The organism is Nitrosomonas sp. Nm34 (assembly GCF_900113925.1).
Taxonomy (GTDB): domain Bacteria; phylum Pseudomonadota; class Gammaproteobacteria; order Burkholderiales; family Nitrosomonadaceae; genus Nitrosomonas.
Genome location: NZ_FORD01000011.1, coordinates 1 through 25,269, shown reverse-complemented (window position 1 = coordinate 25,269; position 25,269 = coordinate 1). Strand labels below are relative to the sequence as shown.

The following is a 25,269-nucleotide window of genomic DNA, read 5'->3' as shown; positions in this document are numbered from 1 at the left end:
CAAAAAATGTTTCCTTACCTATCAGTTATATGCTGCGTCAACATTTTTTGTTCTCGCCTTGTCTTGTTTATAACTCTGAATTTTTCGAGGTGCCCTTAATGCTTGTTTTCGTTCTATCCTTAAGTTTCTGTCATTAAGTTTTTCATGAAATTACCACTTGCTGTCACTGAGCTGGATCGACGTCTCGCCAATCTGCCCAAACCCACCTATCCAGAAGAGCTGCCCGTCGTTGGCAAGCGCGAAGAGATCGCACGCGCTATTGAGGCAAACCAGGTAGTCATTGTGTGTGGTGAGACCGGTTCAGGCAAGACCACCCAGTTACCCAAAATCTGCCTCGAGCTTGGGCGCGGGGTAGCCGGGCTGATCGGGCATACCCAGCCACGCCGCATCGCCGCCCGCACGGTGGCAATGCGGATTGCTTATGAGCTGAATAGCCCGCTGGGTCATGCGGTAGGTTATAAAGTGCGTTTTTCCGACAGTGTCAGCAAGGATACTTATATCAAACTGATGACAGACGGTATTCTGCTGGCAGAAACGCAAGGTGATCCGCTGTTACGCGCTTATGACACCATTATCATCGATGAAGCGCATGAGCGCAGCCTCAATATCGATTTCCTGCTGGGTTATCTCAAGCAGATACTGGTAAAACGGCCTGATCTGAAGCTGATTGTGACTTCTGCCACTATCGACGCGGAACGTTTTTCCCGGCATTTTCATAATGCGCCCGTGATCGAAGTATCCGGCCGGCTGTATCCGGTGGAAGTACGCTATCGCCCCTTGGCTTCTGAAGATGAGGAAGAGGTGGACTTGCAACAGGCGATTATCGATGCAGTTGACGAGCTGATGCGGGTAGGGCCGGGCGATACCCTGATCTTTCTGCCGGGTGAACGGGAAATCAGAGAAACTGCCGAATCCCTGCGCAAACATGCCTTTAGCCGTGCGGGTGGCGGGGCAGGGGTGGAAATCCTGCCATTGTTTGCGCGCTTATCGTTTGCCGAACAGGAACGCGTATTCAAGCCCGGTAACATGCGGCGCATCGTACTGGCTACCAATGTAGCGGAAACCTCCCTGACCGTGCCGGGTATCCGTTATGTGATCGATACGGGTCTGGCGCGCGTTAACCGTTACAGTTACCGCAATAAAGTCGAGCAGCTGTTGATCGAAAAGATTTCCCAGGCTTCCGCTAATCAGCGAGCCGGGCGCTGCGGGCGGGTGATGAGTGGCATCTGCGTGCGTCTGTATGGGGAAGAAGATTACTGCGCGCGCCCCGAGTTTACGGACCCGGAAATTCTGCGTTCATCGCTCGCGGCTGTAATTTTGCGCATGAAATCGCTCAAAATCGGCGATGTGGAGAACTTTCCGTTTATCCAGCCACCGCTACCACGCATGATCGCGGATGGTTATCAACTGCTGGCTGAACTGGGCGCAGTCGATGACAATAATGCGCTGACTGCGATCGGCTGGCGGTTGGCCAAATTTCCAATCGACCCGAAAATTGCGCGCATGATTTTGGCGGCAAAACAGGAGAACTGCCTGAGCGAGATACTGATCATTGCTTCCGCCCTAAGCCTGCAAGACCCGCGCGACCGGCCGTTCGAAAAGCAGGAAGCAGCCGACCGCGCGCATGAACCTTTTCGTGATGAGCGCTCGGATTTTCTGAGTTTCTTGAAGCTATGGGAATTTTTTGATGAGCAGCTCAAGCATAAAAAATCCAACAAAAAACTGATCGCCCAGTGTCAGGAGCATTTTATTTCCCATCGCCGCATGCGTGAATGGCGTGAAATTCACGGGCAATTGCATAATCTGGTGATGGAACTGGGATTCAAACCGAATCAGGTACCGGCAAATTATGACGAAATCCACCGCGCCTTGCTGGCAGGACTGCTCGGTAATATCGGCTTCAAATCTGAAAGCGAAGGCGAATACCTCGGCGCGCGCGGCATCAAATTCTCGATTTTTCCGGGCTCATCACTGAAAAAAGCCAAACCCAAATGGATCGTTGCGGCGGAGCTGACTGAAACCGCCAAATTATATGCCCGCTGCGTGGCCGCCATCGATCCGTCCTGGCTGGAAAACATCGCTGGCAGGCTCTGTAAAAAACATTATTTTGACCCTCATTGGGAAAAGCAGCCTGCCCAGGTCGCCGCTTATGAGCGTGTCACGCTCTATGGTCTGACGATTGTGCCGAAACGGCGCGTGGCGTATGGCCGGATCAATCCCAAGGAAGCGCACGAGATCTTTATCCGCAATGCGCTGGTCGCAGGGGAATACGTGACCAAAGCGCCATTCTTCGAGCACAACCGCAAGCTGATTGAAACCATCGAAGAACTCGAGCACAAGGCACGCCGACAGGATGTGCTGGTCGATGAGCAGGAAATTTTTGCGTTTTACGATACCATTATTCCGGCGGATATTTATGGTGGAGCAGCTTTTGAAAAATGGCGCAAGCAGGCGGAACAAACCAATCCGCATCTGCTTTATCTCACGCGTGATTACCTGATGCGCCATGCAGCAGGCAGTGTTAACGAAGTACAATTCCCAGAAACGGTCAGCATCGATGGCCATGCCTTCCCTTTAAACTATCGGTTTGAGCCAGGGCACGTATTGGATGGCGTAACCATCACTGTACCGCTGCCTTTTCTCAACAAGCTTACTGCGGCACAGTTTGACTGGCTCGTACCAGGGCTGGTACGGGAAAAAATAACCTGGTATTTCAAATCGCTGCCCAAGCAGATCAGGCGCAATCTGGTACCCGTGCCCGACTATGTCACCCGTTTTCTGGAGCAGCAGGAACCAGCAGAACCCATGCTGCTGTCAGAAGCGTTGGCTCGCTTTATCCAAGTCCAAACAGGCATCAAAGTGCCGCTGGACAGTTGGGACGATAAACCGTTACCGCTGCATTTGCAGATGAATTACAAAGTCATCGATGATGCCGGCCAGGAACTTACCATGAGCCGCGATCTCACAGAATTACAGGCACAGTTGGGGCAGGCCGCGCAGTTGACCTTTGCCCAGTCTGGCACAGCCGAGCAAATCAGCATTGAGCGCGATCAGCTCACGCGCTGGGATTTTGGGGATCTGCCCGAAGAAATCACTTTCACACGTGCAGGCAAACACATTACAGGCTATCCCGCCCTGATCGATCAGACCGATCATGTCGCCATACGCCTGTTCGATACCCGTGACGCTGCCGTAAGCAACATGCGGGCAGGGGTGCGGCGATTATTGAGCTTCGAGCTTAAAGACAGAATGAAGCAACTTGAAAAAAATCTGCCGGGGCATAAACAGGCGATCATGCAGTTGAGCACCTTGATCGATCCGGACACGCTCAAACGAGACATGCTCGCTGCCATCAGCGACCGCGCCTTCATCGGTGATGACCCACTGCCACGTAGCGAAAGCGAATTTAACGCCCAGAAACAGCGTGCGCGGTTACGCCTCAGTCCCGTAACCGATGCTGTCGCCCGACTCATCCAGGACATCGCGCAGGAATACCAGACACTGAAACAACGCCTCGCTGCCAGCACGATCAGCAATCCTCGCCTCAAGACTGAACTGACCGATCAACTCAATCACCTGATTTATCCTGGCTTTCTACATGCAACCAGCTGGGAGCGACTGTCGCATCTGACACGCTATTTGAAAGGTATGGTCTTGCGCCTGGATAAATACGCCAGCAATCCCTCACGCGACGGCCAGCATGCCGTTAGTATCGCGGCATTATGGAATCAATACCTGCAGCGCCTGGAAAAACATCGCAAGGCTGGTATTAGCGACCCCAATCTGACCGAATTCCGCTGGCAAATCGAAGAGTTGCGTATCTCGCTGTTTGCGCAGGAATTGAAAACCCCTTATCCAGTATCGGTCAAACGCCTGCAGAAGTTGTGGGAAACAGTGCGCGAGTAAATTATAGAAAGACTAGCTGAGTAACCGCTTTTTATGCTATTGTCTTGCCGCTCATGACTTGATGATCTACCTACCATACTAATAAAAATTGCCACTGGAACAACACGCAAGGGAGAATATCGATCGTCTGCTGACGGCAGCAGGCTGGTTGGTGTGCGATGCGGAAAGAGTTAATATTCATGCCGTACGCGGCGTGGCTATTCGCGAATTTCCACTGAAAACCGGATATGGTTTTGCAGATTATCTGCTGTATATCGATGGTAAAGCAGTAGGGGTAATCGAAGCCAAGAAAGCAGGCATTACTCTTACCGGCGTTGAAACGCAATCGGACAAATACACACAAGGCTTGCCGGATGGATTGCCGCGCTGGAGTAATCCGCTGCCGTTCTCGTATCAATCGACGGGAAACGAAAACCGCTTTACCAATCGCCTTGATCCCGCTCCACGTTCGAGGTCAGTATTTGCATTTCATACACCAGTACTGCTGGCGGAATGGCTGAACAATCCACCAGCACACACTGTACAGCAGAGCCTGCCGCAGTATTATCAAACGGGCAGTACTTTCCTTGCTCGCCTGCAACAGATGCCACCTCTGAAAGAAGAAGGGCTGTGGCCTGCCCAGATCAAAGCCATACATAATCTGGAACAATCACTCAAGGAAAACCGTCCGCGCGCATTGATTCAGATGGCTACTGGTTCTGGCAAAACCTTTACTGCCATCTCCTTTATCTACCGCCTGATCAAATTTGCTGGCGCCCGACGGGTACTGTTCCTGGTCGACCGCGGCAATCTTGGCGACCAAACGCTCAAAGAATTTCAGCAATACGCTTCGCCCTACAACAATTTCAAGTTCACCGAAGAATACATCGTTCAACGTCTGCAATCGAATATAATCGATACCACCGCGCGCGTATGCATCTGCACCATCCAGCGCATGTATGCTATGCTTAAAGGCAAGGAGTTGGCGGAAGACCTCGAGGAAGAGCCGGTGGACAAGCTCGGCGGCCTGTTCAAACGACCGGAACCGATTGAGTATAATCCGGCTATCCCTATTGGAACCTTCGATATTATCGTGACTGACGAATGTCACCGTTCCATCTACAATCTGTGGGCGCAGGTGCTGGAGTATTTCGATGCTTACCTGATTGGTCTCACTGCCACACCCAGCAAACAAACCTTCGGTTTCTTCCATCAGAACCTGGTGATGGAATACAATCACGAAATGGCCGTGGCCGACGGCGTCAACGTCAACTACGACGTCTACCGCATTCGCACCCAGATCACTGAAAGAGGCTCGAAGGTGGAATCCGGCTACGCCGTGCAGATCATGGAGCGCGACACGCGCAAAAAGCGCTGGGAACAGCTCGATGACGATTTCAGCTATGACCCAAACCAGCTAGACCGCAATGTGGTTGCCCCGGACCAGATCCGCACCATTATCCAGACTTATCGTGACAAACTGTTCACCGAAATTTTCCCTGGCCGCAGCTGGGTACCCAAGACGCTTATCTTTGCCAAGGATGATGCGCACGCGGAAAACATCGTCGAGATTGTGCGTGAGGAATTCGGCAAGGGCAACAATTTTGCCCAGAAGATCACTTACCGCAGCTATGGGGCAGGGGGCGCGAAACCCAAAGACCTCATCAACGAATTCCGCACCAGCCCCATGCCGCGTATCGCTGTCACAGTGGACATGATCGCCACCGGCACCGATATCAAGGCAGTGGAAGTCGTCATGTTCATGCGCGCTGTCAAATCACGTGCTTTCTTCGAGCAGATGAAAGGCCGCGGCGTACGCGTGATCAAGCCCGACGACCTGCAAAGCGTCACCCCCGACGCCAAAGCCAAGGACCACTTCGTCATCGTCGATGCGGTAGGTGTGTGCGAGCAGGACAAGACCGACTCCCGCCCCATGGAGCAGAAGCCCACCATCAGCTTCGAAAAACTCATGCATCAAAAAGAAAAACGAAGTTGTCATCGACATCATTAGCGCCGATGAAATCATCGACGTCGGCTTCTCGCCTGAAGCCCTCGACCGCGCCAAGGGTGTGGTCCAATCCTTCGAGCAATTCATTCAAGCGCACAAGGACGAAATCACCGCTCTGCAGGTGCTCTACAGCAAACCTTACAAACAACGTCTCACTTTCGATGCCGTAAAAGAACTCGCTAATGCTATTGAAAAGCCGCCGTATTTATGGAACGAATCGCAACTGTGGAACGCTTACGCTGCGTTGGAAAAATCCAAGGTCAAAGGCGCCTCTGGCCGCCGCATCCTTACCGATCTGGTTTCGCTGGTGCGCTTCGCCATCCACCAGGACAACGAACTCATCCCGTTCCCTGAACGTGTCAACGTCAACTTTAATGCCTGGGTAGCCACTCAGAGCCGTCATTCCGGCGAAGGCCGGAATCCAGAGCCTTTCACCCGCGACCAATTCCACTGGCTCGAAATGATCCGTGACCACATCGCTGCTAACCTCAGCATCGAGCCTGATGATTTCGAGTTGCCACCATTTACGCAACAGGGCGGACTCGGCAAAGTGTATCAACTGTTCGGCGATCAGCTGAGCGCGATCATTGAAGAATTGAATGAGACGTTGGCAGCATGAATAACACTTTTATCGCGGACGATACGTCGGCACATGACGAATGGCCAGTCATCCCAATCGAGCAAGTGGCTGAAATCAACCCTCGCGTTGATAAGTCAGCTATTCCTGATGATCTACCCGTATCGTTTGTACCGATGTCTGCAGTTGGCGCTGGCGACGGCACAATTCGCGTTGATGAAACACGACTGGCGCTTGAAGTGAAAAAAGGCTTCACTGCTTTCCTCGAAGGCGATGTTCTCTTTGCAAAGATCACACCCTGCATGGAAAACGGAAAGATGGCGGTCGTGCCGAAAATCGTTAACGGTTACGGCTTCGGTTCAACTGAGTTTCATGTGCTTCGGCCAAAGTCTGGAATGGATGCGAAGTATCTCTATTACTACGTGTCGAGTCAGAGTTTTCGTGCCAAAGCAGAGAGGAATATGACTGGTGCTGTCGGTCAGCGGCGCGTGCCTGCGCCTTACCTCAAGGAATGCACGATTCCCGTTGCGCCTCTCGACCAACAAAAACGTATCGTCGCAGAAATTGAAAAACAATTCTCCCGCCTCGACGAAGCTGTCGCTAATCTCAAGCGCGTCAAGGCCAACCTCAAGCGCTACAAAGCCGCCGTCCTCAAAGCTGCCGTCGAAGGCCGCCTTGTCGAAACCGAAGCCGAACGTGCCCACCGCGAAGGCCGCCGCTTTGAAACCGGCGAACAACTCCTGCAACGCATCCTCGAAACCCGCCGCAGCCAATGGAATGGCAAGAGCAAATACAAAGAACCAGCCGCACCCGGCACCTCTGACCTACCCGAATTGCCGGAGGGTTGGGTGTGGGCAACTGTCGAGCAGCTTTCATATGTCAATGTCGGTTATGCATTTAAGAGCAGTCAATTCGAGGCTGAGGGGGTTCGATTGCTCCGAGGGGAAAACATTGAGCCGGGACGCCTACGCTGGGAAGACACTCGTTATTGGCCCGTGGAGAAAGTAGAAGGCTATCGTTCTCTCCTCGTCCAAGAAGGAGAAATTATCTTGGCGATGGACCGACCCATCGTCACTGCTGGCCTGAAGTTGGCCAGAGCCAGCCATGCAGATCTTCCATGTCTATTGGTTCAGAGAATGGCACGAATGCGTTGCATCAACCGCGAAATGGAAGGCTATTTGTATGTAGCTATGCAGACACAGCGGTTTGTGCGGCATCTTTTAGGCGGCCAAACCGGAACGCAGCTTCCGCATATTAGTGGGTCAGGTATCGCTTCATTTGTTTTGCCACTCCCATCTATGGTTGAACAACACCATATCGTTGCCGAAGTAGACCGCCGCATCACTCTCCTGAGCGAAACCGAGGCACAGGTGGACACCAACCTCCAACGCGCTAAATCACTTAGACAGACTATTCTCATGAGGGTGTTTTCTGGGCTACTGGTAAAGCATCTCTCACCATCTAAAATGATTGCCACAAGTTAGAGGAAGAAAGAATCATGGAAAAGAAAAGGCCAGAGTTTCGCAAACCAAGAGCCACGCAATCGTACGAAACACCCGAAGAGTTGTTCGCCAAACTCCCTAATCGCGCTAAATCGCACGGCTATCTGCGCGGTCCACAAACTGATGCGCTACGCGACTATATGAAGTTGCAGGATAAGACCGACATTGCATGCGAATTACCGACGGGCACCGGAAAGACAATTGTTGGACTCCTCATTGCAGAATGGCGTAGACGTCAAACAGGTGAGAAGGTTGCTTACCTTACACTTACAAATCAGTTGGCGAGGCAGGTACTGCGCGAAGCAGAAAATCTTGGAATCGATTGTGCAAACCTTATAGGGACAAAAGAGACTCGTGACTCCGGTGAAGTAGGCCGCTATACGACGGGACGCGCGATTGGTATAACTACATTTTCAAACCTATTCAATGTCAACCCAGTAGTTCAGACCTCAAACGTTTTGGTATTCGACGATGCTCACAGCGGCGAGCACTATGTGGCCGAGATGTGGACAGTGAGGATTGATGCCGAGGACGACCAATATATATACCAAGAAGTATTGGCGGCTCTCCGCCCTGCATTATCTGAATCACAATTTCGTATAGTTACCGATGAAGCAGGGTCCGCAACGGTTGAGTTAGCAGATGTTCTTACGCGTGCAGATGTCGTTACTAACGTAACCACGGCGCTTAATGAAGCCGAAGAACGGAGAATCCACTTCCCGTGGATTGTTATCCGAAACAATCTCAATGCATGTCTATTTTTCGTGTCGGGGCGCGAGATAGTAATACGACCGATTGCGCCACCGACACATACTCATGCGCCATTCAGTGAAACGAAACAGCGCATCTACATGTCTGCAACATTGGGTGGGGAGGGCGATTTGCTCCGAGGTTATGGCATTACGGGCATTGAGACAATTCGCGTAAAACATGCGCAATGGGGGCGACGTTATATTTTTATGCCAAGCCTTTATTTCGAAGAGGAGAAGTGTCCACAAGTAGTTTCCTCGATTTGGAATGAAATGAGTGAACACCGTGCACTGATCCTTGCGCCATCATTCCCAATTACTGACCGCACTTTTAATTCTATTTCTGCTGGCATGAACCCGAAACCAGACAAACTAGGTGCACGGGATATTGAGAATAGTCTCGACCCATTTACAAGATCGGACAGCGCAGTGTTGTGTCTAGCCGGTCGTTACGATGGTGTTGATCTTCCTGGGGATGACTGCCGGTTACTCGTTATGGCTGAGAGTCCGGGGGCTATTGGGGCTTTGGAACGTCATCTTCGTGAGCACTGGAAACTAGGACCATTGCTTCGTCGCCGTGAGCGAACGAGGTTAATTCAGGGTATGGGGCGTTGCACGCGTGATGCAACCGACTTCGCTGTAATCATATTATTAGGGCAGTCACTAGTCGACAGTATTACGCCATCAGTGTTCTCAAAAACCCTCCCTGGCGAGATACAGCGCGAGCTCACATGGGGCATGGAACAGGGAGAGGTGGCCCGAGAGGATGCTGATGCGCTCACGGAAATGATCGTTGGTTTGCTTAGTGATGAAGAATATCGAAAGAATGCTAATGAAAACATCGTGGAGTTGGATATTCCAGACCAAGCCGTCGATGAGCTTGGGGACGAAGAAAATGGCAAGGCTGAAGTTCTTTACTTTCGAGCAATGTGGAGTGATGACTACACCGGTGCGTATCATGTAGCACGACGAATAGCTGACGATATCAACAAGCCCGAGCTGGCAGGCTATCGAGCGTGGTGGTTGTTTCTTGCAGCTATCGCTGCACAATCAGCAGGAGAAACAGAGGGGGAGATCGATTGCCTGAAGAGAGCAAAGGCAATTGGGATCAATTCCGGTTTTCTGGATAGACTGCTTCGGCTGCGTAGTAAGGGGGCAGTAAAGCCAGTCCATGATGACGCACTGGATGTGCAAGCAGAATCCGTCTGGAACCAACTTGTAAACTGGGGCTGGCAAGGACCAGCTTTTAAAAAGAAGTTGGACGAGATGACGGAGGGCTTGTTGCAGCTGAACAATTACACCAGATTTCACATTGGCTTGGAGCGACTGGGACAGTGTCTAGGTGCCGAGGTAATTCGCTCCACAGCCGATGGTGCTCCAGACGTTGTGTGGGTTTTTCATGATCGGTGCTATACATTCGAGGCAAAGGCAGGAACGCAGCTTTCGAAGAAGTATGTGCTACAGGCAAAAGGTCATCCCGATTGGGTAAAAGCCAAGCGCCCAGAGCTGAACGACTTCTCTGTACAGCCACTGATAGTCTCTGCATGGAATGAAATTGATGAGTTAGCAAAGCCGCACATCAAGGGGCTTAATTTCATATCAACCGCAGATATTTTGAGCTATGGACAAAAAGTTGCAGCTGAGCTCAACAAACTGCGCACGCAATTTGGTGGTAAGGACTTCGGGGCAGTTCGTGATCAGTTGAAAGCTGAAATACGACAGGCGCAATTAGACTGTGACTCAATCGAAAAGCTACTTGGCACTTCTTTATGAAGTTGCAGCAGAGAAATGTGATGGTAAGCGATACTTCCCAAATCGTCCAAAAACTCTGGAACTACTGCAACGTACTACGCGACGATGGCATGTCGTATGGCGACTACGTCGAGCAATTGACTTATCTACTGTTTCTCAAGATGGCTGATGAGCGCACCAAAACACCATACAACCAGAAAAACCCAATACCTGAAAATTACAGTTGGCCGAGTCTGATCAAAAAAGACGGTGACGAACTGTTCGATCATTACCGCCATACGCTTGAGGCGCTGGGCAATGAGAAGGGCTTGCTCGGGCTAATTTTCAATAAATCACAAAATAAATTCCAAGACCCGGCCAAGCTGCGACGGTTGATCGTGGATCTGATCGACAAGGAAACCTGGGTGTCGATGAGCGCCGACGTGAAGGGCGATGCCTACGAGGGTCTGCTGGAAAAGAACGCTCAGGACACCAAGTCCGGCGCCGGTCAGTACTTCACTCCGCGTCCGCTGATTCAGGCCATTGTTGATGTCATGACGCCGAAGCCCGGCGAGACCGTGAGCGACCCGGCCTGCGGTACCGGTGGCTTCCTGCTCGCAGCGCACGACTATGTGGTAAAGCATAACCCGCATATGACCAAGGAGCAGCGCAAGCAGCTCAAGGAGGAAACCTTCAAGGGCTGGGAGCTGGTGCAGGCCACAGCGCGGCTGTGCGCTATGAACATGTTGCTGCACGGCATTGGCAGCCAGGAATTCGAACCCATCGTAGTGTCTGACTCGCTCGCCGCTGACCCTGGTGACCGCTTTGATCTGGTGCTTACCAATCCGCCGTTCGGTAAGAAGAGCAGCACCACAATCGTGGGCGAGGAGGGCAAGGCGAGCCGTGAGCGCGACATCGTCGAGCGCGGCGATTTCTGGACGACCACCTCGAACAAACAGCTCAACTTTGTCCAGCATGTGAAGACATTGCTCAAGCAGAATGGACGCGCTGCGGTGGTGGTACCGGATAACGTGCTGTTCGAAGGCGGGGCGGGTGAGACCATCCGCCGCAAACTGCTGCATGAGTGCGATGTACATACCTTGCTGCGTTTGCCGACGGGATTGTTTTATGCTCAGGGGGTGAAGGCAAATGTGCTATTTTTCGACAAGAAGCCTGCTTCTGAGACGCCTTGGACTAAAAAACTGTGGATTTACGACTTGCGCACTAACATGCATTTCACGCTGAAAACGAATCCTTTGAAGCGGGCAGATCTGGATGAGTTTGTGAAATGCTTCAAACCTGAGAACAGGTTTAACCGTACACCCACGTGGTGTCCAGAAATGGATTCCGGCCCGGAGGCCGGAATGACGGCGAAAGGGAAGGAGAGAGGTAACGCCCCTCACCCCAACCCGGAGGGAGAGGGAGTAAACGGTCGCTGGCGTGCCTTTGATTATGAGGAGCTGATCAAGCGCGACAAGATCAGCCTGGATATTTTCTGGCTGAAGGATGAATCTTTGTCGGATTCCGACAATCTGCCAGCGCCGGATGTGATTGCACAGGAGATTGTAGAGGATCTGGAGGCAGCCCTAGAACAGTTTCGTGAGATTCTCAATGATGTCGATGTTTTCTCAAAAGGGGAAGGACTATGATGTGGCAACTTCTACATTACTGTGTCGTTACTGGGACCATCCCCATCATCGATCTGGCTATGGCTTGTCAGGCAGCGGTACTGGGAAGGTTCAGAAGTTGGGTTGACTAGGAGGTATACGATAAAAGCGGATCACAAGCTCAGAAATACATTCAAATTGTTAGGTAATCTCACATCAACGGTTAGAGATGAATGAAATGATATTCAAATATAAGCGCTGGTATTCTGTGATTCTGGGTTCCTTCATGCTGAGCGTGATAGCCGGTTCCTTCTGTGCATTGGCACTAGCGGCACCTTCAAAGACTCTGATTCGTGGCGCTGCCCTTATTTTCACCATGGATTCTACGATAGGCACAGGTGAGTTAGGGATTATCGAGAATGCCGATATTTTGCTGGATAAAGACAAGATCGCTCAGGTAGGTAAGAATTTGCAAGAGAGTGGTGCTCAGGTTGTGGATGCGACGGGCAAAATTGTTATGCCTGGTTTTGTGGACGTGCATAATCACTTATGGCAATCACTCATCCGTGGCTGTGGCACTGACAAAAACCTCATTGGCTGGCTAGATGCTTGTGTGTTCCCACTGTTTAATCCTGATATTACACTTACTGAAACTGAGGCTTACGCTGGCGTTCGGCTCAGTACTCTGGATCTGATTAACACAGGAGTTACCACAACTGTCGACTGGTCGCATGCCTTTACACCCCAGTTCGTACGGGGGAATATTCGCGCTCTCAGTGACTCTGGATTGCGGTTGTGTTCGCTCATCTTGGTACCGCTGATCCTGCCAGCATAGCTGATATGAAGCTTGTCAAGCAGACAATGATTGACCCCAACCCCAGAGCCACTTTTCAAGTGGCTTCACACCCTTCGGAGGCATTTCGATCCGATCTTATTGCAATGTCTAAGCTGGCCAAGGAATTGGGCGTAAAGCTGCATGTGCATTTGCTTGAGAATATTGCGCAACGTGAAGATAAAGCATTTCATGTGCTAAAAGAGGCGAATGCACTAGGGCCAGATCTGCTGGGGGCTCATGGGATACATCTCACTGATCAGGAAATTAATATCCTGGCTGAACATGATGTGCGTATCTTGCATAATCCCCTTAGTGATATGCGCTTAGCTTCTGGGGTCATCCGTTTGCCTGAGCTGAAACAGGCTGGTGTTCAAGTAGGTCTAGGCATTGATGGCGGAACGAATGATACAAGTGACATGTTTAACGATATGCGCGCTGCATTGGGGTTGCAACGCGCCATATCGCTTCAAGCTGGCATATTTCCTCGGGTTGCTGACGTGCTGCGTATGGCCACGGTGGATGGAGCCAAGCTGTTGGATATGTTTGATCGCATTGGCTCCCTGACACCTGGTAAAAAAGCCGACTTAATTATCATCAATCCGGGAAATGTCAACTTTGCTCCGAGCTTTGATTGGGTCAATCAAATCGTTTTTAACGGCCAGCCTGTGAATGTTGAGTGGGTATTTGTCGACGGGCAATCCTTGAAAAGAAAAGGAGAGCTGGTGGACGTGGATCCTGAGACGATTATGGAAGCGGCGCAGAAGGCTGCCACTCGAATCAGGCGCGATCTATTACCATGTAAATAGTACAGAAAAAAGAGCTAAACTAGTTAGCTGGGGCATAGTCTTGCCATGCTACTGACCAATTCACCTTTCGGTAAGAGAGCAGCCGCATGCGTGCAGTATGTATCCCTTGCTGCGGTTACTGTCCGGATTGTTTTATATCCAAGATATGAAGGAAAATGTGCTGTTCTTTGGCAAGAAACTTGCCGATGAAATCCTCCGGGCCAAGAGAATCCGTACTGTCTTTATTTTCCCATTCAGGTAGCATTAATCTTCATTCTTTATAATAGGTGCATCGCATCAGAGAATTTAAATGACAGCCAATATTATTTGTTATCATACCCTCTTTGTACTTCAATACTGCAGCTATGGATAATCAAATCCAATCCGCGTTTACTCATGATTTAAGCTGGATATTCGTGAATTTGTTAGATTACTCAAGCAAGTTTCCTCTTCTCTCCAGGTATTCATCAAGAAATATTATGTTGTTCCCTGTCTGACAGATTAAATTAAAAACCATCCGTTCTATGTAGTTAGTTTAAGAATTTTGATGAGCAAGCTATAATGAAATTTTCCCGTATTCTTATGAAGAGCATTCTTTGGTTAGTGCTATGTTTGGCAGTACTTCCTGTTTTTGCACAGCAGCCTACCTTGTCGGTCGCAGCAAAATCTTACATACTCGTTGATTTTCACACCGGTAAAACACTGATCAGTCAAAATGAGCATGAGCGTCTTGAGCCAGCCTCACTCACTAAGCTGATGACAGCTTATGTGGTTTTTTCCGAGCTAAAGCAGAACCGTATCAAATTGGATCAAGTGGTTCCCGTTTCTAAAGCAGCCTGGAAAATGGTGGGTTCTCGCATGTTTATTCAACCCAATAAGCCGGTGACAGTGGATGAATTGATTCGTGGCATGATTGTGCAATCCGGAAATGATGCCTGTGTTGCGCTGGCTGAACTGATTGCAGGGTCTGAAGATATGTTTGCCCATAAGATGAATGAGGAAGCGGCTCGTTTGGGTATGACCAATACGAATTTCACCAATTCGACTGGATTGTCCCATCCCAAACATTACAGCACGGCACACGATCTTGCACTCTTGTCGGCCGCCATTATTCGTGAATTCCCGGAATATTACCCTCTCTATTCATTGCGTGAATATACCTATAATGGCATTACTCAACCCAATCGTAATCGATTGCTGTGGGTGGATCCTACGGTAGATGGCATGAAGACAGGCTGGACGGTGGCTGCTGGTTACTGTTTGATTACGTCATCCCAACGGGATGAGCGCAGGTTGATTTCAGTCGTCATGGGAACTGCATCAGCTAATGCACGTTCCAAGGAAAGTCAACGTTTATTGAATTACGGCTATCAATTCTTTGATACGGCGCATCCCTATAAAAAGGATCAGGAAATTACTGTTCTGCCAATCTGGAAAGGGGCACAGAATACGCTCAAGGTGGGATTTGACCGTAATATCTATTTTACTTTACCCAAAGGGCAGGCTGAAAAAATAAAGGCCAAAATGGAATACAAGCAGCCTGTCATTGCCCCTATCAATCAAGGGCAAGAAGTAGGTACCGTTAAATTCAGCCTGGGTGATCAGGAAATCGCAGCTTATCCACTCGTTTCCCTGGAAACGATAGGTGAAGCCGGTATTCTTGGGCGCGCCTGGGATAGCCTCCATATGCTCTTTAATTAATTCCTGGAAAAAAAATATGATTTACCTCAATGGCAAGTTTATGCCGATTGAAGAGGCTTATGTACCGGTACTAGACCGAGGATTCATTTTTGGTGATGGGGTTTATGAAGTCATCCCCGTCTACTCGCGCAAGCCATTTCGCCTCGCAGAGCACCTGGCTCGCTTGCAACATAGCCTGAATGGCATCCGGCTTAACAATCCCCATACGAATGAAGAATGGCATGCTCTTATCGAGCAGATCATTGCCAGTAATGCTGCTGACGATCAATATCTCTATCTGCATATCACGCGCGGGGTAGCCAAGCGTGATCATGCATTTCCGGCGGGTGTTTCTCCTACTGTGTTCATGATGAGCAACCCATTGTTAGTTCCACCCCAGGAGCTATTGTTGACGGGCGTGCCGGCCATTACTGCTTCCGACAATCGGTGGGGGAGATGCGATATCAAGGCTATCGCATTGCTGCCGAATGTCTTGCTGCGTCAACTGGCGATTGATGCGGGGGCTATGGAGACCATTCTTCTGCGTGACGGCTTTTTAACTGAAGGTGCCGCCAGTAATATTTTTATCGTAAAAAATAATGTATTGTTAACGCCCCCCAAGAGCCATTTGATGTTGCCCGGGATAACGTATGATGTCGTGCTGGAATTAGCTCAAGCCCACGCCATTCCCCATGAGGTAAGAGAAATCGCAGAAGGGGAGCTTCGTACAGCGGATGAAGTGCTGCTGACTTCTTCCACCAGAGAAGTCATGCCAATTGTATCACTTGATGGGAAAGCCATTGGGGATGGCAAACCAGGAGCTATGTTCAAGCAACTTAACCAGCTTTATCAGCAATATAAGGCAAGTACGATGCGTGCTGGAAATTCTGCCGTTTTATCAGAATAATGAGTTTTGGGATATAAACGGTTACACAGACTATGACAGAACAGCCTTCGCTTATTGAATATCCTTGCGATTTCCCCATCAAGATTATGGGTCGAGCACAGCAGGGGTTTACTGAAACGGTGCTGAATATTGTCAAAACTCATGCACCAGATTTTAAGGAAACTTCACTGGAAGTAAGAGCGAGCAAAAATGGTAACTATTTATGTATAACCTGTACGATTTGGGCGGTTTCACGCGCACAACTCGATGCACTCTATCAGGAGCTTCATGATCACCCCATGATCATGCTGGTATTTTGAAGTTTCCATAAGGTGGAAAATTTACGGTTTAGGCCAGAGCAGATATCGTTGGCCATGAAAATAAGAGAACTGGGTACGGTAGATTATCTCGTAACCTGGCAAGCCATGAAGGAGTTTACCGCTCATCGTACTGAACATACACCTGATGAAATCTGGCTGCTGCAGCACTCACCAGTCTATACCCAGGGTATTGCCGGCAGACCGGAGCATTTGCTCTATCAGAATAATATCCCGGTTATCCAAACCGACCGCGGCGGGCAAATTACTTTCCATGGCCCAGGACAGCTCATCACCTATTTATTACTTGATCTGCGCCGTTTGAAGCTGAATGTAAGAGAGTTAGTCAGAAAGATGGAGAGGGCTGTGATAGACTTGCTACAAGAATATCACGTGCATGCAGAGGGCCGCGTAGATGCGCCAGGCGTTTATGTAAGTAATGCCAAGATTGCCTCATTGGGATTAAAAATTAAAAATGGTTGTTGCTACCATGGGATTGCATTGAATGTAGACATGGATTTAACCCCTTTTTCTGCAATCAATCCATGCGGTTATGCGGGACTGCGTGTCACCCAAACCAGAGATCTGGGTATTGCCGATAAAATGGAAGTGCTAGGCTCGAAAATGATCAAAAAACTACAATTAAAACTTGCTGAAGGGAGTAACATCTAACGCCATGACCACTGATAGGCACGAAAGAGGAATTGCTAAAACAGCGCGCAATCCAATCAAAATAACGGCTCAACAGCCTAGTGAGATACTGCGCAAGCCATCATGGATACGGGTACGCTCATCTAATAGTCAGACTTATACCGAAGTTAAACGCTTGCTGCGGGAGCATAAACTGCATACGGTGTGTGAGGAAGCTTCCTGTCCTAATATTGGCGAATGCTTTGGTAAAGGAACCGCCACTTTCATGATTTTGGGCGATCTTTGTACCCGGCGTTGTCCTTTCTGTGATGTGGCGCATGGCAGACCCTTACCACCTGATTCTGAAGAGCCATTACATCTGGCAAAATCTATCGCAGCATTGAAGCTTAAATATGTCGTGATCACCAGTGTGGATCGTGATGATTTGCGCGATGGGGGAGCACAACACTTTGTCGATTGCGTGCGTGAGATCCGGGCTCATTCACCACTGACTAAAATTGAACTTCTGGTGCCGGATTTTCGTGGCAGATTGTCGGTTGCGTTGGAAAAATTATCTGCGTGTCCTCCCGATGTGCTCAACCATAACCTTGAAACAGTGCCACGTTTATATAAGCAATGCCGCCCGGGTGCCGATTATGCGCATTCTTTAAAATTGCTGAAAGATTTTAAAGCTGCTTTTCCAGCTATTCCTACCAAATCCGGTTTAATGTTAGGACTGGGAGAAACCGATAGTGAAATTATCGAGGTGTTACGAGATTTGCGTGAACATAATGTCGATATGCTCACCATCGGCCAATACCTACAACCCAGCATCGGACACTTGCCTGTCATGCGGTATGTATCACCCGAAGACTTCAAGGAGTTTGAGCGTATGGCCATAGAAATGGGCTTCAGTAACGCTGCCTGTGGCCCTATGGTGCGTTCCAGTTACCATGCCGATCAACAAGCACATGAAGCAGGGGTGAAATAGCTTTTTGACAGCGTTCGATATAATACTTTGATTGGAAGGCCTGAGAGACCTGATAGAATGCTTGGGTCTATTAGATCATGTGAGTAGGGGCTATATAAAAAAATAGCAACACATCGAAAAGACGGTGCATAGCAGAAAGGTGATTAATAAACTAAGCTCTGCACCGTAAAAATGGAGAAAGCTATGAAAGAAAACCGGTACACAGCAGCTTAGGGGAGAGAGAAGAACATTAGCAGTTGTGTACCGTAATCCCATAAACCAGGATTACTTGTTATGACTTAGTATTTCCGAGAAAGTTTAAATATAGCTGTAAATAAGGGAGTTAAAGCAGATCATGCACGGCTTCTTGAACGGATTGATAAAGTGCAAAATTTGTCATAGTCTTCTTGCTATACTTTATCTTTTTTATATCCCTCTTGGCGCTATATTTCGGCTATAAACTGCACTTAAATGTAATTAATAAAACCCCACCTGAAATAATCAAAGATAATCAAAGCCAACGAGAAGCCGGAGCAAATAGCCAAGGAATCATCAGAGAAAAAAAGAGAGGTGCCAGTAAGGCCTTAGGAGACGGCCTTAGGAAGAAGGAAACGCTGGCACCGAAGAAGCTACACAAAAAAGATACTATGTATTGACTATTATACGGTTCAGCATTACGCCCTTATGACATCTTTGTGACATGCGCATACTTCTTGATCGATTCTCTAAATGTTGGGAAATGCCTTCGAGATTTTGCTGAAGGCAAAACTTTATAGCATTTACTGGTTTATTCGAGCCGCTCATAAGCCATCTGAGCGTCTTAAATATTATGGATATGCTGAGGTCGAAAAAAAACGCCTAATTAACTTAAGTGTCGATCGTGGACTACGTTTGCTTTGCCATCATCTGGTTAACTGAAACCATTTCTCGGAAAGAAGCCCAATAAAGCGAAAGGTGTAAGCCACCAGTCCGGCTATCAGATTAACAAAAAAGTTAACTGGGCTGCGATGGCGGGAATGCTAGATTTGCGAGATATTTTTCAATTGGTCATTGACGGCCTCAATGATCGAGCGTTTACGTAACAGCAGCTTGTCAAAAAGTGGCAACAGCTTGTTTTTCATATTCTTGCACACCTTGGTGATGAGCTGCACACCTTGCTCACACCTTGCTCCCAGAGTTGCTCAAACAAGGAGTAACCGCAAGATATAACCCCGGTCACCAAAGAGCTTGCCAAATAAGGAGCGCGTCAACTCTAGCACCGGGTCACGGTCATCCACATTGCCCGCCGTGATTTTGACTCCTAGCAATTCCCCCTAGTCATTAATGACCAGGTGCAACTTGAACCCATAAAACCAATCCACACTGGTCTTTCCCCGGGCAGCAAACTCTGCCATTACTTGATGCGACCCAATGCGGCGATTGTGGCACACACTGATCTTATCGCCTAACAAGTTAAGTATGATTCAGAATGTACAGGACTAGAAGAGCATCTCGACGGTTCGGTTTTGTTATTTACGTAGTGTCTTGACCTGTGTCCATTTGTGTTCGATGGAATAATGAGAATACTCTTTGAATCATTTCTAACTGGTTTGTCTATAGTCGAATCAATGAAGCTGATCCCACTGCAGCGTCCAAAGCGGCTGGTTAGAAAACAGCACAAAGGTACCAAGTACCTTGCAATAGTAAACCATACGTCACAGAACCACACACCAGCGCCACAGCCCGAAAAAATCGCACCTGTTACTTATACGCTTGTCTCAGACCGTGTGGACTGGTCAAGAGTGTCGGCGTGCGTATCTAGCAAAAAACAATGTATCTGCGATGGTCACAGCGTAGAACGGCTGGTGATACCTGATGAAACTTGTCGGCTTGCGTCGAAACATAGCTTTCCACGTTCACCCAAACCAACTATCTCAATAAAAATACTTAAATAACGACTAGCTATTTTAAGTTTAAGTACATTATTGCCGTTATTAGCATCTTAATTAAATTAGATAAGATGAGAAATGGGTATACAAGATCGTGATTATTATTATGAAAAACGTGATGAACAGAACCTAATTAGAAAAGATAGAATACATACTATAAAGAACTCTTCTAATAAGAGTTCATTTAAAGCTATAGCCCGAGTTATTTTTATTTGGTTTTCTATAATATTATTTTTTTATAATTTTTTATTACTATAACCCCCAATTACAGAATAAATTTCAAACTATTCAAAAATCATTTACTGATGAAAATTTAGCTACAAGTTTTGCGATTTTACGCAATTGTGAACCCGTGCCTTCTCACGGCTCTTCTTATGTTATTGAGCCATCAGCAATGAAACGTTCAGATATACTTTATTCTGGGTTGGAAATACAGAATAAACATAATTATCCAATAGTGGCGGTTTTGTCTGATTTATCAGGTACCAAAAAATTCTTAGCTGTTTCGGTATCCTCTGGTAGCACTACTCAAGTTAGTATGCCGATTGGTCAATATGGGATGCAGGTTTTAACTGGGTCTGAATGGTGTAATCTCAAGGAAGGATTTTCAGACGGAGCAAATATATCTATTACCAATGGAATTTTAATCAACGTGGGCGAGACAAGCTTCTTACGGCTTAATGCTACAGGGCAACGGCCAGAGCAATTTTCGATTAATTTTGATGTGCCTCGCTCTTATAATTCTAAAATATTAAATCAGCCTGCTGAAGTGTCTAGCTTAAAGAGGCTTGACCTACTACAAACTCGTGAAGGCCATTATTTCAGCTCAGGAACTATAAACCAATTACCAGTCGTTTTTATGATTGATACTGGAGCCACTAATGTATCAATCTCTTCAGAAGTTGCGTCTAGAGCTGGTATAAAAAAGTGTTCTCCTAAGCTTGTATCTACTGCTAATGGCAATGTTAATGCTTGTACAGCAATTGTGCCTAAAATTACGTTTGGGAAATTTAAACTTGATAATGTAGAAGTGACAATTATGCCTAATATGTCATCTGATTCTTTATTAGGTATGAATGTTCTAAAGAATTTCCGAATTGAACAGGTAGGTAATATTATGAGAATCTCTTCACAGTAATATCTTTATTCTGACTTATAGAACACATAAAGGCGACTAGCAGAAAATAAGGGTGGTACCCTGACAGGTCGGGTCGCTTACCCCGAAGGGGTAGGATGTCAGGGGGAACCCTTTTTTCGTCGCGGGTAAAACCGCAATGTCGCCAGCTTCGCATTGTTTCCAGACTCTCAGCCCCTTACAAAGCATGCGATATTGATCATACGTAGTTATTAAACTACACTACATTGAAATGGTCGAAATACAACAAACTGAAACATTTAAAAAATGGTGGGGGAGACTTAAAGACGAACGTGCCCGCGGCTTGATTCTTTCGCGATTGGGACGCCTTACCTACGGCCACACTGGCAACGTAGAACCTATAGGGCAGGGAATTAGTGAATTACGTGTCCATTATGGTCCAGGTTATCGAATTTATTTTCAGAAGCGAAAAAACGCCATCATTGTTTTACTCTGCGGTGGCGACAAAAGCACGCAGGATAGAGACATTAAAACTGCAAAGCGTTTAGCTGAAGAATGGAGCGAATGACATGACTGAAAAACTGACTACTTTTGATATAGCTGAAGAATTGACCTCTTCCGAGGCCATAGCGGCGTATATGGCCGATGCTTTTGAATCAGACGATGCTAGCTATATTGCCCACGCGCTAGGCGTTGTTGCCCGATCTAAAGGCATGAAACAGATTGCGGAACAAACTGGTCTTTCCCGCGAACAGCTTTACCGTTCTTTTAGTGAAAACGGCAATCCTACCCTTAAAACAACGCTAGCTGTCATGAAAGCTCTTGGCATCAAGCTGACAGCAAAAGTATCGACAGACGATGAAACAACATTAGAAGCCTTATGATTATCGTCATGCTGTAGCATTCTCCACCAAATGCCGGTATTGATACAAACCCAATCCATATCTGCATTACCTTTCAACGAGTTGCGCTTTCTCGGTATCACAGCCCGAGCTCTCTTCTACGTTATCTGTTCCCGTAACCATTTGCTGTCATAGCCCTTGTCCGCAATCATCGCTTTTGCGTCAGGCAACCTGGCAATCAAATCAGGTGCGGCAGAACAGTCATTGACTTCTCCACCGGTAATTTCAAACTCAACTGGCAAGCCATAACCATCAACCGCTCCATCAACCGCTAAATGGATCTTTGCGGTATTGCCTGCACGGCTTTTGGCCTTCAGCCTGCGGTTCTTGACTCGCTGCTCCCACACTTGGCTTTGCGCTTTAAATAGCTGCCATCAATAAATTCCCATTCCCAATCCAGATCAATAGTCAATGCTTTGAAAATATTGATCCATTTCCTGCTCAATGACCATGCATTGAATCTTTTATAGATGGAATTCCAGCAGCTGAACGCCTGGGGTAGGTCGCTCCACGGACAGCCAACCCGCATTCGATACAGTATTCTTTCTACTGTCATGCGCAGATTGCACTTGTTACCAATCGATTCTTGAAGCAGAATCTTCTCCAGCTTCGACCAGTACTCATCATTGAGCATCATTCGGGCATCGCAAACTCGTTTTGTTGGTGATATGGGAGCCCCAATATCACGAGTTTGTTTCTATTTATGAAATACTTATCTTAAAACGTCAATAGACCCTAATAACTTATAGAAAAAATTCATTAGGTAATCAGTTTTTCTCCTGATTCTTTTACGTCTATTGAATTGCGTATAATGTGTAGATTGTCACCTATAAACGACAAATAACTAGCGCTAGCGGGCTTTATCGGTGCCAATGTCAAAACCGTTGTGACAAGTAGAGCAATTGTTACACCAGCTGCTGCACTTCTTGAATTTTTCAAACAGCTCTCAAAAACCTTCCTTCTTCTTTCGTCTTTTTCTGTAACTAAGTTACTTGCTGCTATTACTTCTAGCGGATCGACTTCAATATACTTCGCTAATTCTATACATACAGCGTCGTTTAATCCGTTTCTTCCTGTTTTTACTGTCCTCAGGTAACTATCTGTTACACCAAGCATTTTAGCTAGCTCTATTTGCTTTCCTGCTTTTTTTTCTCCCATTTCAATAAATGTTTTTATGTTCATAGCATAATCTCCTTGACAGTAGTAATTCCTACTGATAGTTTATTCAGTAGGAATTACTACTGAATTGTTAAAGCGTCATCCTACAGTTCAAATTTCCTTGCGTCAAATGTGGTCATTTTGTGAAGAGCCTCGAGGAGCAGGAGCGGACGCTTCAGCGTCTGCGACGCGACGAGAAGGCGATGAATAATTTAAATGTTAATAATCGGGAGAAAAAATGAGAGTTTTAGTATTGAATGCAAAACGTACCCACGGTCTTAAAAAAGCAGATGGCAAACCTTATGAAATGTATGAGCTGACCGTTGCTTTGCCCATTCGTCCAGTTGCCCAAGGTAACTACAACATGGAAGGCTTTGGTTACGATGTAGCGTCACTTCCACTTGACCCAGCAGCTTATCAAAAATTTGCCCCAGTTCTTACCCAGCCCAGAATTTTTGAATTGATCAAAGAGCCGATGATTATGTTCGGAGAATTGAAAGATACTGTGGTCGGCTTTAACGATCCTAAATAGTTCCAATGGCTAGTAACACTATGCCATTCAGTCTCAATTTGAGACTTTTTCACTGTTAAGTACTTTAATTTCAGGTTGGGAAAATGAGCTATGCGGAAGAAAAAAACATCTTTATTGACTGGATCACCATTAGTCAAGTTCATGAAGGCGCAAGCCTCCCAGTCATCGCAAACGGAGCAGTCGTCTTTTATGACGGATTCGGTATACCGCGTTTTGAAAAAGCTAGCCCCGCGCGCTTTGTCGGCTCATATGAAACAAGTCTGCAAATCAAATGTGACGGTAGCTTTGTTTCACTCTCAGGAAACGTTGGAAGGTTTTCTCGTCGTGACAACCTTTTCAACCATGGTTGGCGAGAAACTCTCGCGAAATGTAACCGAGTCATGCTGGATAAATCGCTCCCAATTTTCACTCCTCGGGGGCTTTCGCCTGATCTCACAGAATCACGCGGTGCGCGTCTTTCACGCTTGGACATCACCGCTAATTTTGCGTGTGGTTCCGAGTCCCAAGCTCGACACCTTATCCGCCGGCTTGCTGATCGCTCCGTCTCACGTATGAAAAAGGGTAGAGCTGGTGATGAGTCTGTCTGGTGGTCTAATACTCGTCATATGATTAAAGCTTATATCAAACACATAGAAATGGAGAAACACGGCATGAAAACAGATGATCCTGTTTATCAATGGTGCAGAGACAATGGAATAGTACGTGTAGAAGTAGAACTTAAGCGCCGTATGCTGCAAAGCGAAGAACTCGACAAACTGGAAAATATAACTGACGAGAAAATTCATCAAATTTTTGAGGAAGAAACAGAAATTTTCCGCCGTGTTGATCGTAGTGACGAGCCTGACATCTTGGATTCCATTCCTGCTCGTTATCGCCTCACGGCTGCTGCATGGCTCGCCGGCGAAGATATTTCTACCCTTATGTCGAGAGCAACGCTTTTTCGTCATGCCAAGATTTTACGGGAATACGGAATAGATGTACTTGAACCTCGCAATATCACCAAATTCCCAACCAAAGTACACGTTATCGAACTTAAACCAGTTTCGCCTCCTGACTGGTACAAGTTCGATGACGAATTTAATCAACCTTTGAAACTTGTAGTGAACAAGTAATGCACAACCTCAAGCAATTGTTACAGCGTAACGAATGCTTGGGGGTGTGCACAACCAAAACCATTAAACATTTTCAAAAGGAGTTTTAAATGAATCAACTTAAGCAACAAATTCAAGCACTTTTGACGCTTTCTCTAGCCGTTCTAATTTATCCCTTTATGCTAGCTACCAGCTTTCTTAAAAGGGCGCTATTGTCGATTTCTCAACGATTTAAGCGAATGGTCTATCGCACTGTTGCTTTATTCGCTTTTTTCATTGCTGGTCTATCAAGTGCCCATGCTGCTGTACCTGCTGATGTCACCACTGCTATTACTACCGCCGTTACTGACGTTGGAACTGTGGGTGCTGCTATCCTTGGTGTGATCGTTGCAATCATGGC

The 25,269-nt window shown here is 47.5% G+C and carries 20 protein-coding genes and 2 pseudogenes; 19 read left to right on the top strand and 3 right to left on the bottom strand.

The annotated features are described in order from the left end of the window. Nucleotides 1–144: 144 nt before the first annotated feature. The 13 genes from hrpA (at nucleotide 145) to lipA (ending at nucleotide 18,183) form a co-directional block, all read left to right on the top strand. A complete protein-coding gene (gene hrpA / locus BM283_RS06685; RefSeq protein WP_090691200.1) occupies nucleotides 145–3,906 on the top strand; it encodes an ATP-dependent RNA helicase HrpA in 3,762 nt (1,253 codons plus the stop codon). An 88-nt stretch (nucleotides 3,907–3,994) separates the two neighbouring features. Then, nucleotides 3,995–5,896, top strand: a complete 1,902-nt coding sequence (locus BM283_RS06680) for a type I restriction endonuclease subunit R (protein WP_217646463.1) — start codon at nucleotides 3,995–3,997, stop codon at nucleotides 5,894–5,896. Then, the gene (locus BM283_RS19380; RefSeq protein ID WP_254776238.1) at nucleotides 5,784–6,512 is read left to right on the top strand and encodes a type I restriction-modification enzyme R subunit C-terminal domain-containing protein; all 729 of its coding nucleotides are present in this window, start codon (nucleotides 5,784–5,786) and stop codon (nucleotides 6,510–6,512) included. Before BM283_RS06680 ends, BM283_RS19380 begins: the two co-directional genes overlap by 113 nt. Further along, a complete protein-coding gene (locus tag BM283_RS06675; protein ID WP_090691197.1) occupies nucleotides 6,509–7,954 on the top strand; it encodes a restriction endonuclease subunit S in 1,446 nt (481 codons plus the stop codon). The genes BM283_RS19380 and BM283_RS06675 overlap by 4 nt, the downstream gene beginning before the upstream one ends. 14 nt (nucleotides 7,955–7,968) lie before the next feature. Beyond that, complete coding sequence (locus BM283_RS06670; protein WP_090691194.1) at nucleotides 7,969–10,494, top strand: DEAD/DEAH box helicase; 2,526 nt, start codon at nucleotides 7,969–7,971, stop codon at nucleotides 10,492–10,494. Then, complete coding sequence (locus tag BM283_RS06665; protein ID WP_254776236.1) at nucleotides 10,491–12,101, top strand: type I restriction-modification system subunit M; 1,611 nt, start codon at nucleotides 10,491–10,493, stop codon at nucleotides 12,099–12,101. Before BM283_RS06670 ends, BM283_RS06665 begins: the two co-directional genes overlap by 4 nt. Before the next feature lie 196 nt (nucleotides 12,102–12,297). Beyond that, nucleotides 12,298–12,894: an amidohydrolase family protein gene (locus BM283_RS19375; protein WP_217646461.1), complete on the top strand. Its 597-nt coding sequence runs from the start codon at nucleotides 12,298–12,300 to the stop codon at nucleotides 12,892–12,894. Next, nucleotides 12,855–13,700 carry an amidohydrolase family protein gene (locus BM283_RS19370; RefSeq protein WP_217646460.1) on the top strand — a complete coding sequence of 282 codons (846 nt, stop codon included), beginning with the start codon at nucleotides 12,855–12,857 and terminating at the stop codon, nucleotides 13,698–13,700. Before BM283_RS19375 ends, BM283_RS19370 begins: the two co-directional genes overlap by 40 nt. 540 nt (nucleotides 13,701–14,240) lie before the next feature. Further along, entirely contained in the window at nucleotides 14,241–15,380 is a 1,140-nt protein-coding gene (locus tag BM283_RS06655) for a D-alanyl-D-alanine carboxypeptidase family protein (RefSeq protein WP_254776234.1), read from the top strand. A gap of 16 nt (nucleotides 15,381–15,396) precedes the next feature. Beyond that, nucleotides 15,397–16,266, top strand: coding sequence for a D-amino acid aminotransferase (locus BM283_RS06650; protein WP_090691188.1), 870 nt, complete (start codon nucleotides 15,397–15,399; stop codon nucleotides 16,264–16,266). Between the two features lie 32 nt (nucleotides 16,267–16,298). Beyond that, the gene (locus BM283_RS06645; protein WP_090691185.1) at nucleotides 16,299–16,565 is read left to right on the top strand and encodes an HP0495 family protein; all 267 of its coding nucleotides are present in this window, start codon (nucleotides 16,299–16,301) and stop codon (nucleotides 16,563–16,565) included. 54 nt (nucleotides 16,566–16,619) lie between these two features. Next, a complete protein-coding gene (gene lipB / locus BM283_RS06640) occupies nucleotides 16,620–17,234 on the top strand; it encodes a lipoyl(octanoyl) transferase LipB (protein WP_090691182.1) in 615 nt (204 codons plus the stop codon). Nucleotides 17,235–17,238: 4 nt separating this feature from the next. After that, a complete protein-coding gene (lipA, locus tag BM283_RS06635; RefSeq protein WP_090691179.1) occupies nucleotides 17,239–18,183 on the top strand; it encodes a lipoyl synthase in 945 nt (314 codons plus the stop codon). Between the two features lie 998 nt (nucleotides 18,184–19,181). Here the strand turns inward: lipA and BM283_RS19900 are convergent. Then, nucleotides 19,182–19,592: pseudogene (locus BM283_RS19900) on the bottom strand (IS982 family transposase). 892 nt (nucleotides 19,593–20,484) lie between these two features. Here BM283_RS19900 and BM283_RS06610 point away from each other — a divergent pair. From BM283_RS06610 to BM283_RS06600, 3 genes are all read left to right on the top strand, one after another. Next, nucleotides 20,485–21,228 (top strand): retropepsin-like aspartic protease family protein, encoded by a 744-nt coding sequence (locus BM283_RS06610; RefSeq protein ID WP_090691164.1) that lies wholly within the window; start codon nucleotides 20,485–20,487, stop codon nucleotides 21,226–21,228. 229 nt (nucleotides 21,229–21,457) lie between these two features. Further along, nucleotides 21,458–21,754: a type II toxin-antitoxin system RelE/ParE family toxin gene (locus BM283_RS06605; RefSeq protein WP_090691162.1), complete on the top strand. Its 297-nt coding sequence runs from the start codon at nucleotides 21,458–21,460 to the stop codon at nucleotides 21,752–21,754. Nucleotide 21,755: 1 nt separating this feature from the next. After that, the gene (locus tag BM283_RS06600) at nucleotides 21,756–22,070 is read left to right on the top strand and encodes an addiction module antidote protein (RefSeq protein WP_090691159.1); all 315 of its coding nucleotides are present in this window, start codon (nucleotides 21,756–21,758) and stop codon (nucleotides 22,068–22,070) included. Nucleotides 22,071–22,079: 9 nt separating this feature from the next. Here the strand turns inward: BM283_RS06600 and BM283_RS19895 are convergent. Together BM283_RS19895 and BM283_RS06585 are read right to left on the bottom strand one after the other, a co-directional pair. Next, nucleotides 22,080–22,725: pseudogene (locus tag BM283_RS19895) on the bottom strand (IS5 family transposase); the annotation flags it as partial. A 122-nt stretch (nucleotides 22,726–22,847) separates the two neighbouring features. Then, entirely contained in the window at nucleotides 22,848–23,270 is a 423-nt protein-coding gene (locus BM283_RS06585; protein ID WP_090691150.1) for a helix-turn-helix domain-containing protein, read from the bottom strand. A gap of 214 nt (nucleotides 23,271–23,484) precedes the next feature. On the opposite strand from BM283_RS06585, the gene BM283_RS06580 reads away from it, so the two are divergent. The 3 genes from BM283_RS06580 to BM283_RS06570 form a co-directional block, all read left to right on the top strand. Next, nucleotides 23,485–23,778 carry a hypothetical protein gene (locus BM283_RS06580; protein WP_090691147.1) on the top strand — a complete coding sequence of 98 codons (294 nt, stop codon included), beginning with the start codon at nucleotides 23,485–23,487 and terminating at the stop codon, nucleotides 23,776–23,778. A gap of 83 nt (nucleotides 23,779–23,861) precedes the next feature. Further along, nucleotides 23,862–24,890, top strand: a complete 1,029-nt coding sequence (locus BM283_RS19890; protein ID WP_139225209.1) for a phage/plasmid replication domain-containing protein — start codon at nucleotides 23,862–23,864, stop codon at nucleotides 24,888–24,890. Between the two features lie 89 nt (nucleotides 24,891–24,979). Then, on the top strand, nucleotides 24,980–25,269 hold a 290-nt coding region (locus BM283_RS06570; RefSeq protein WP_090691144.1), incomplete at its 3' end, for a major capsid protein.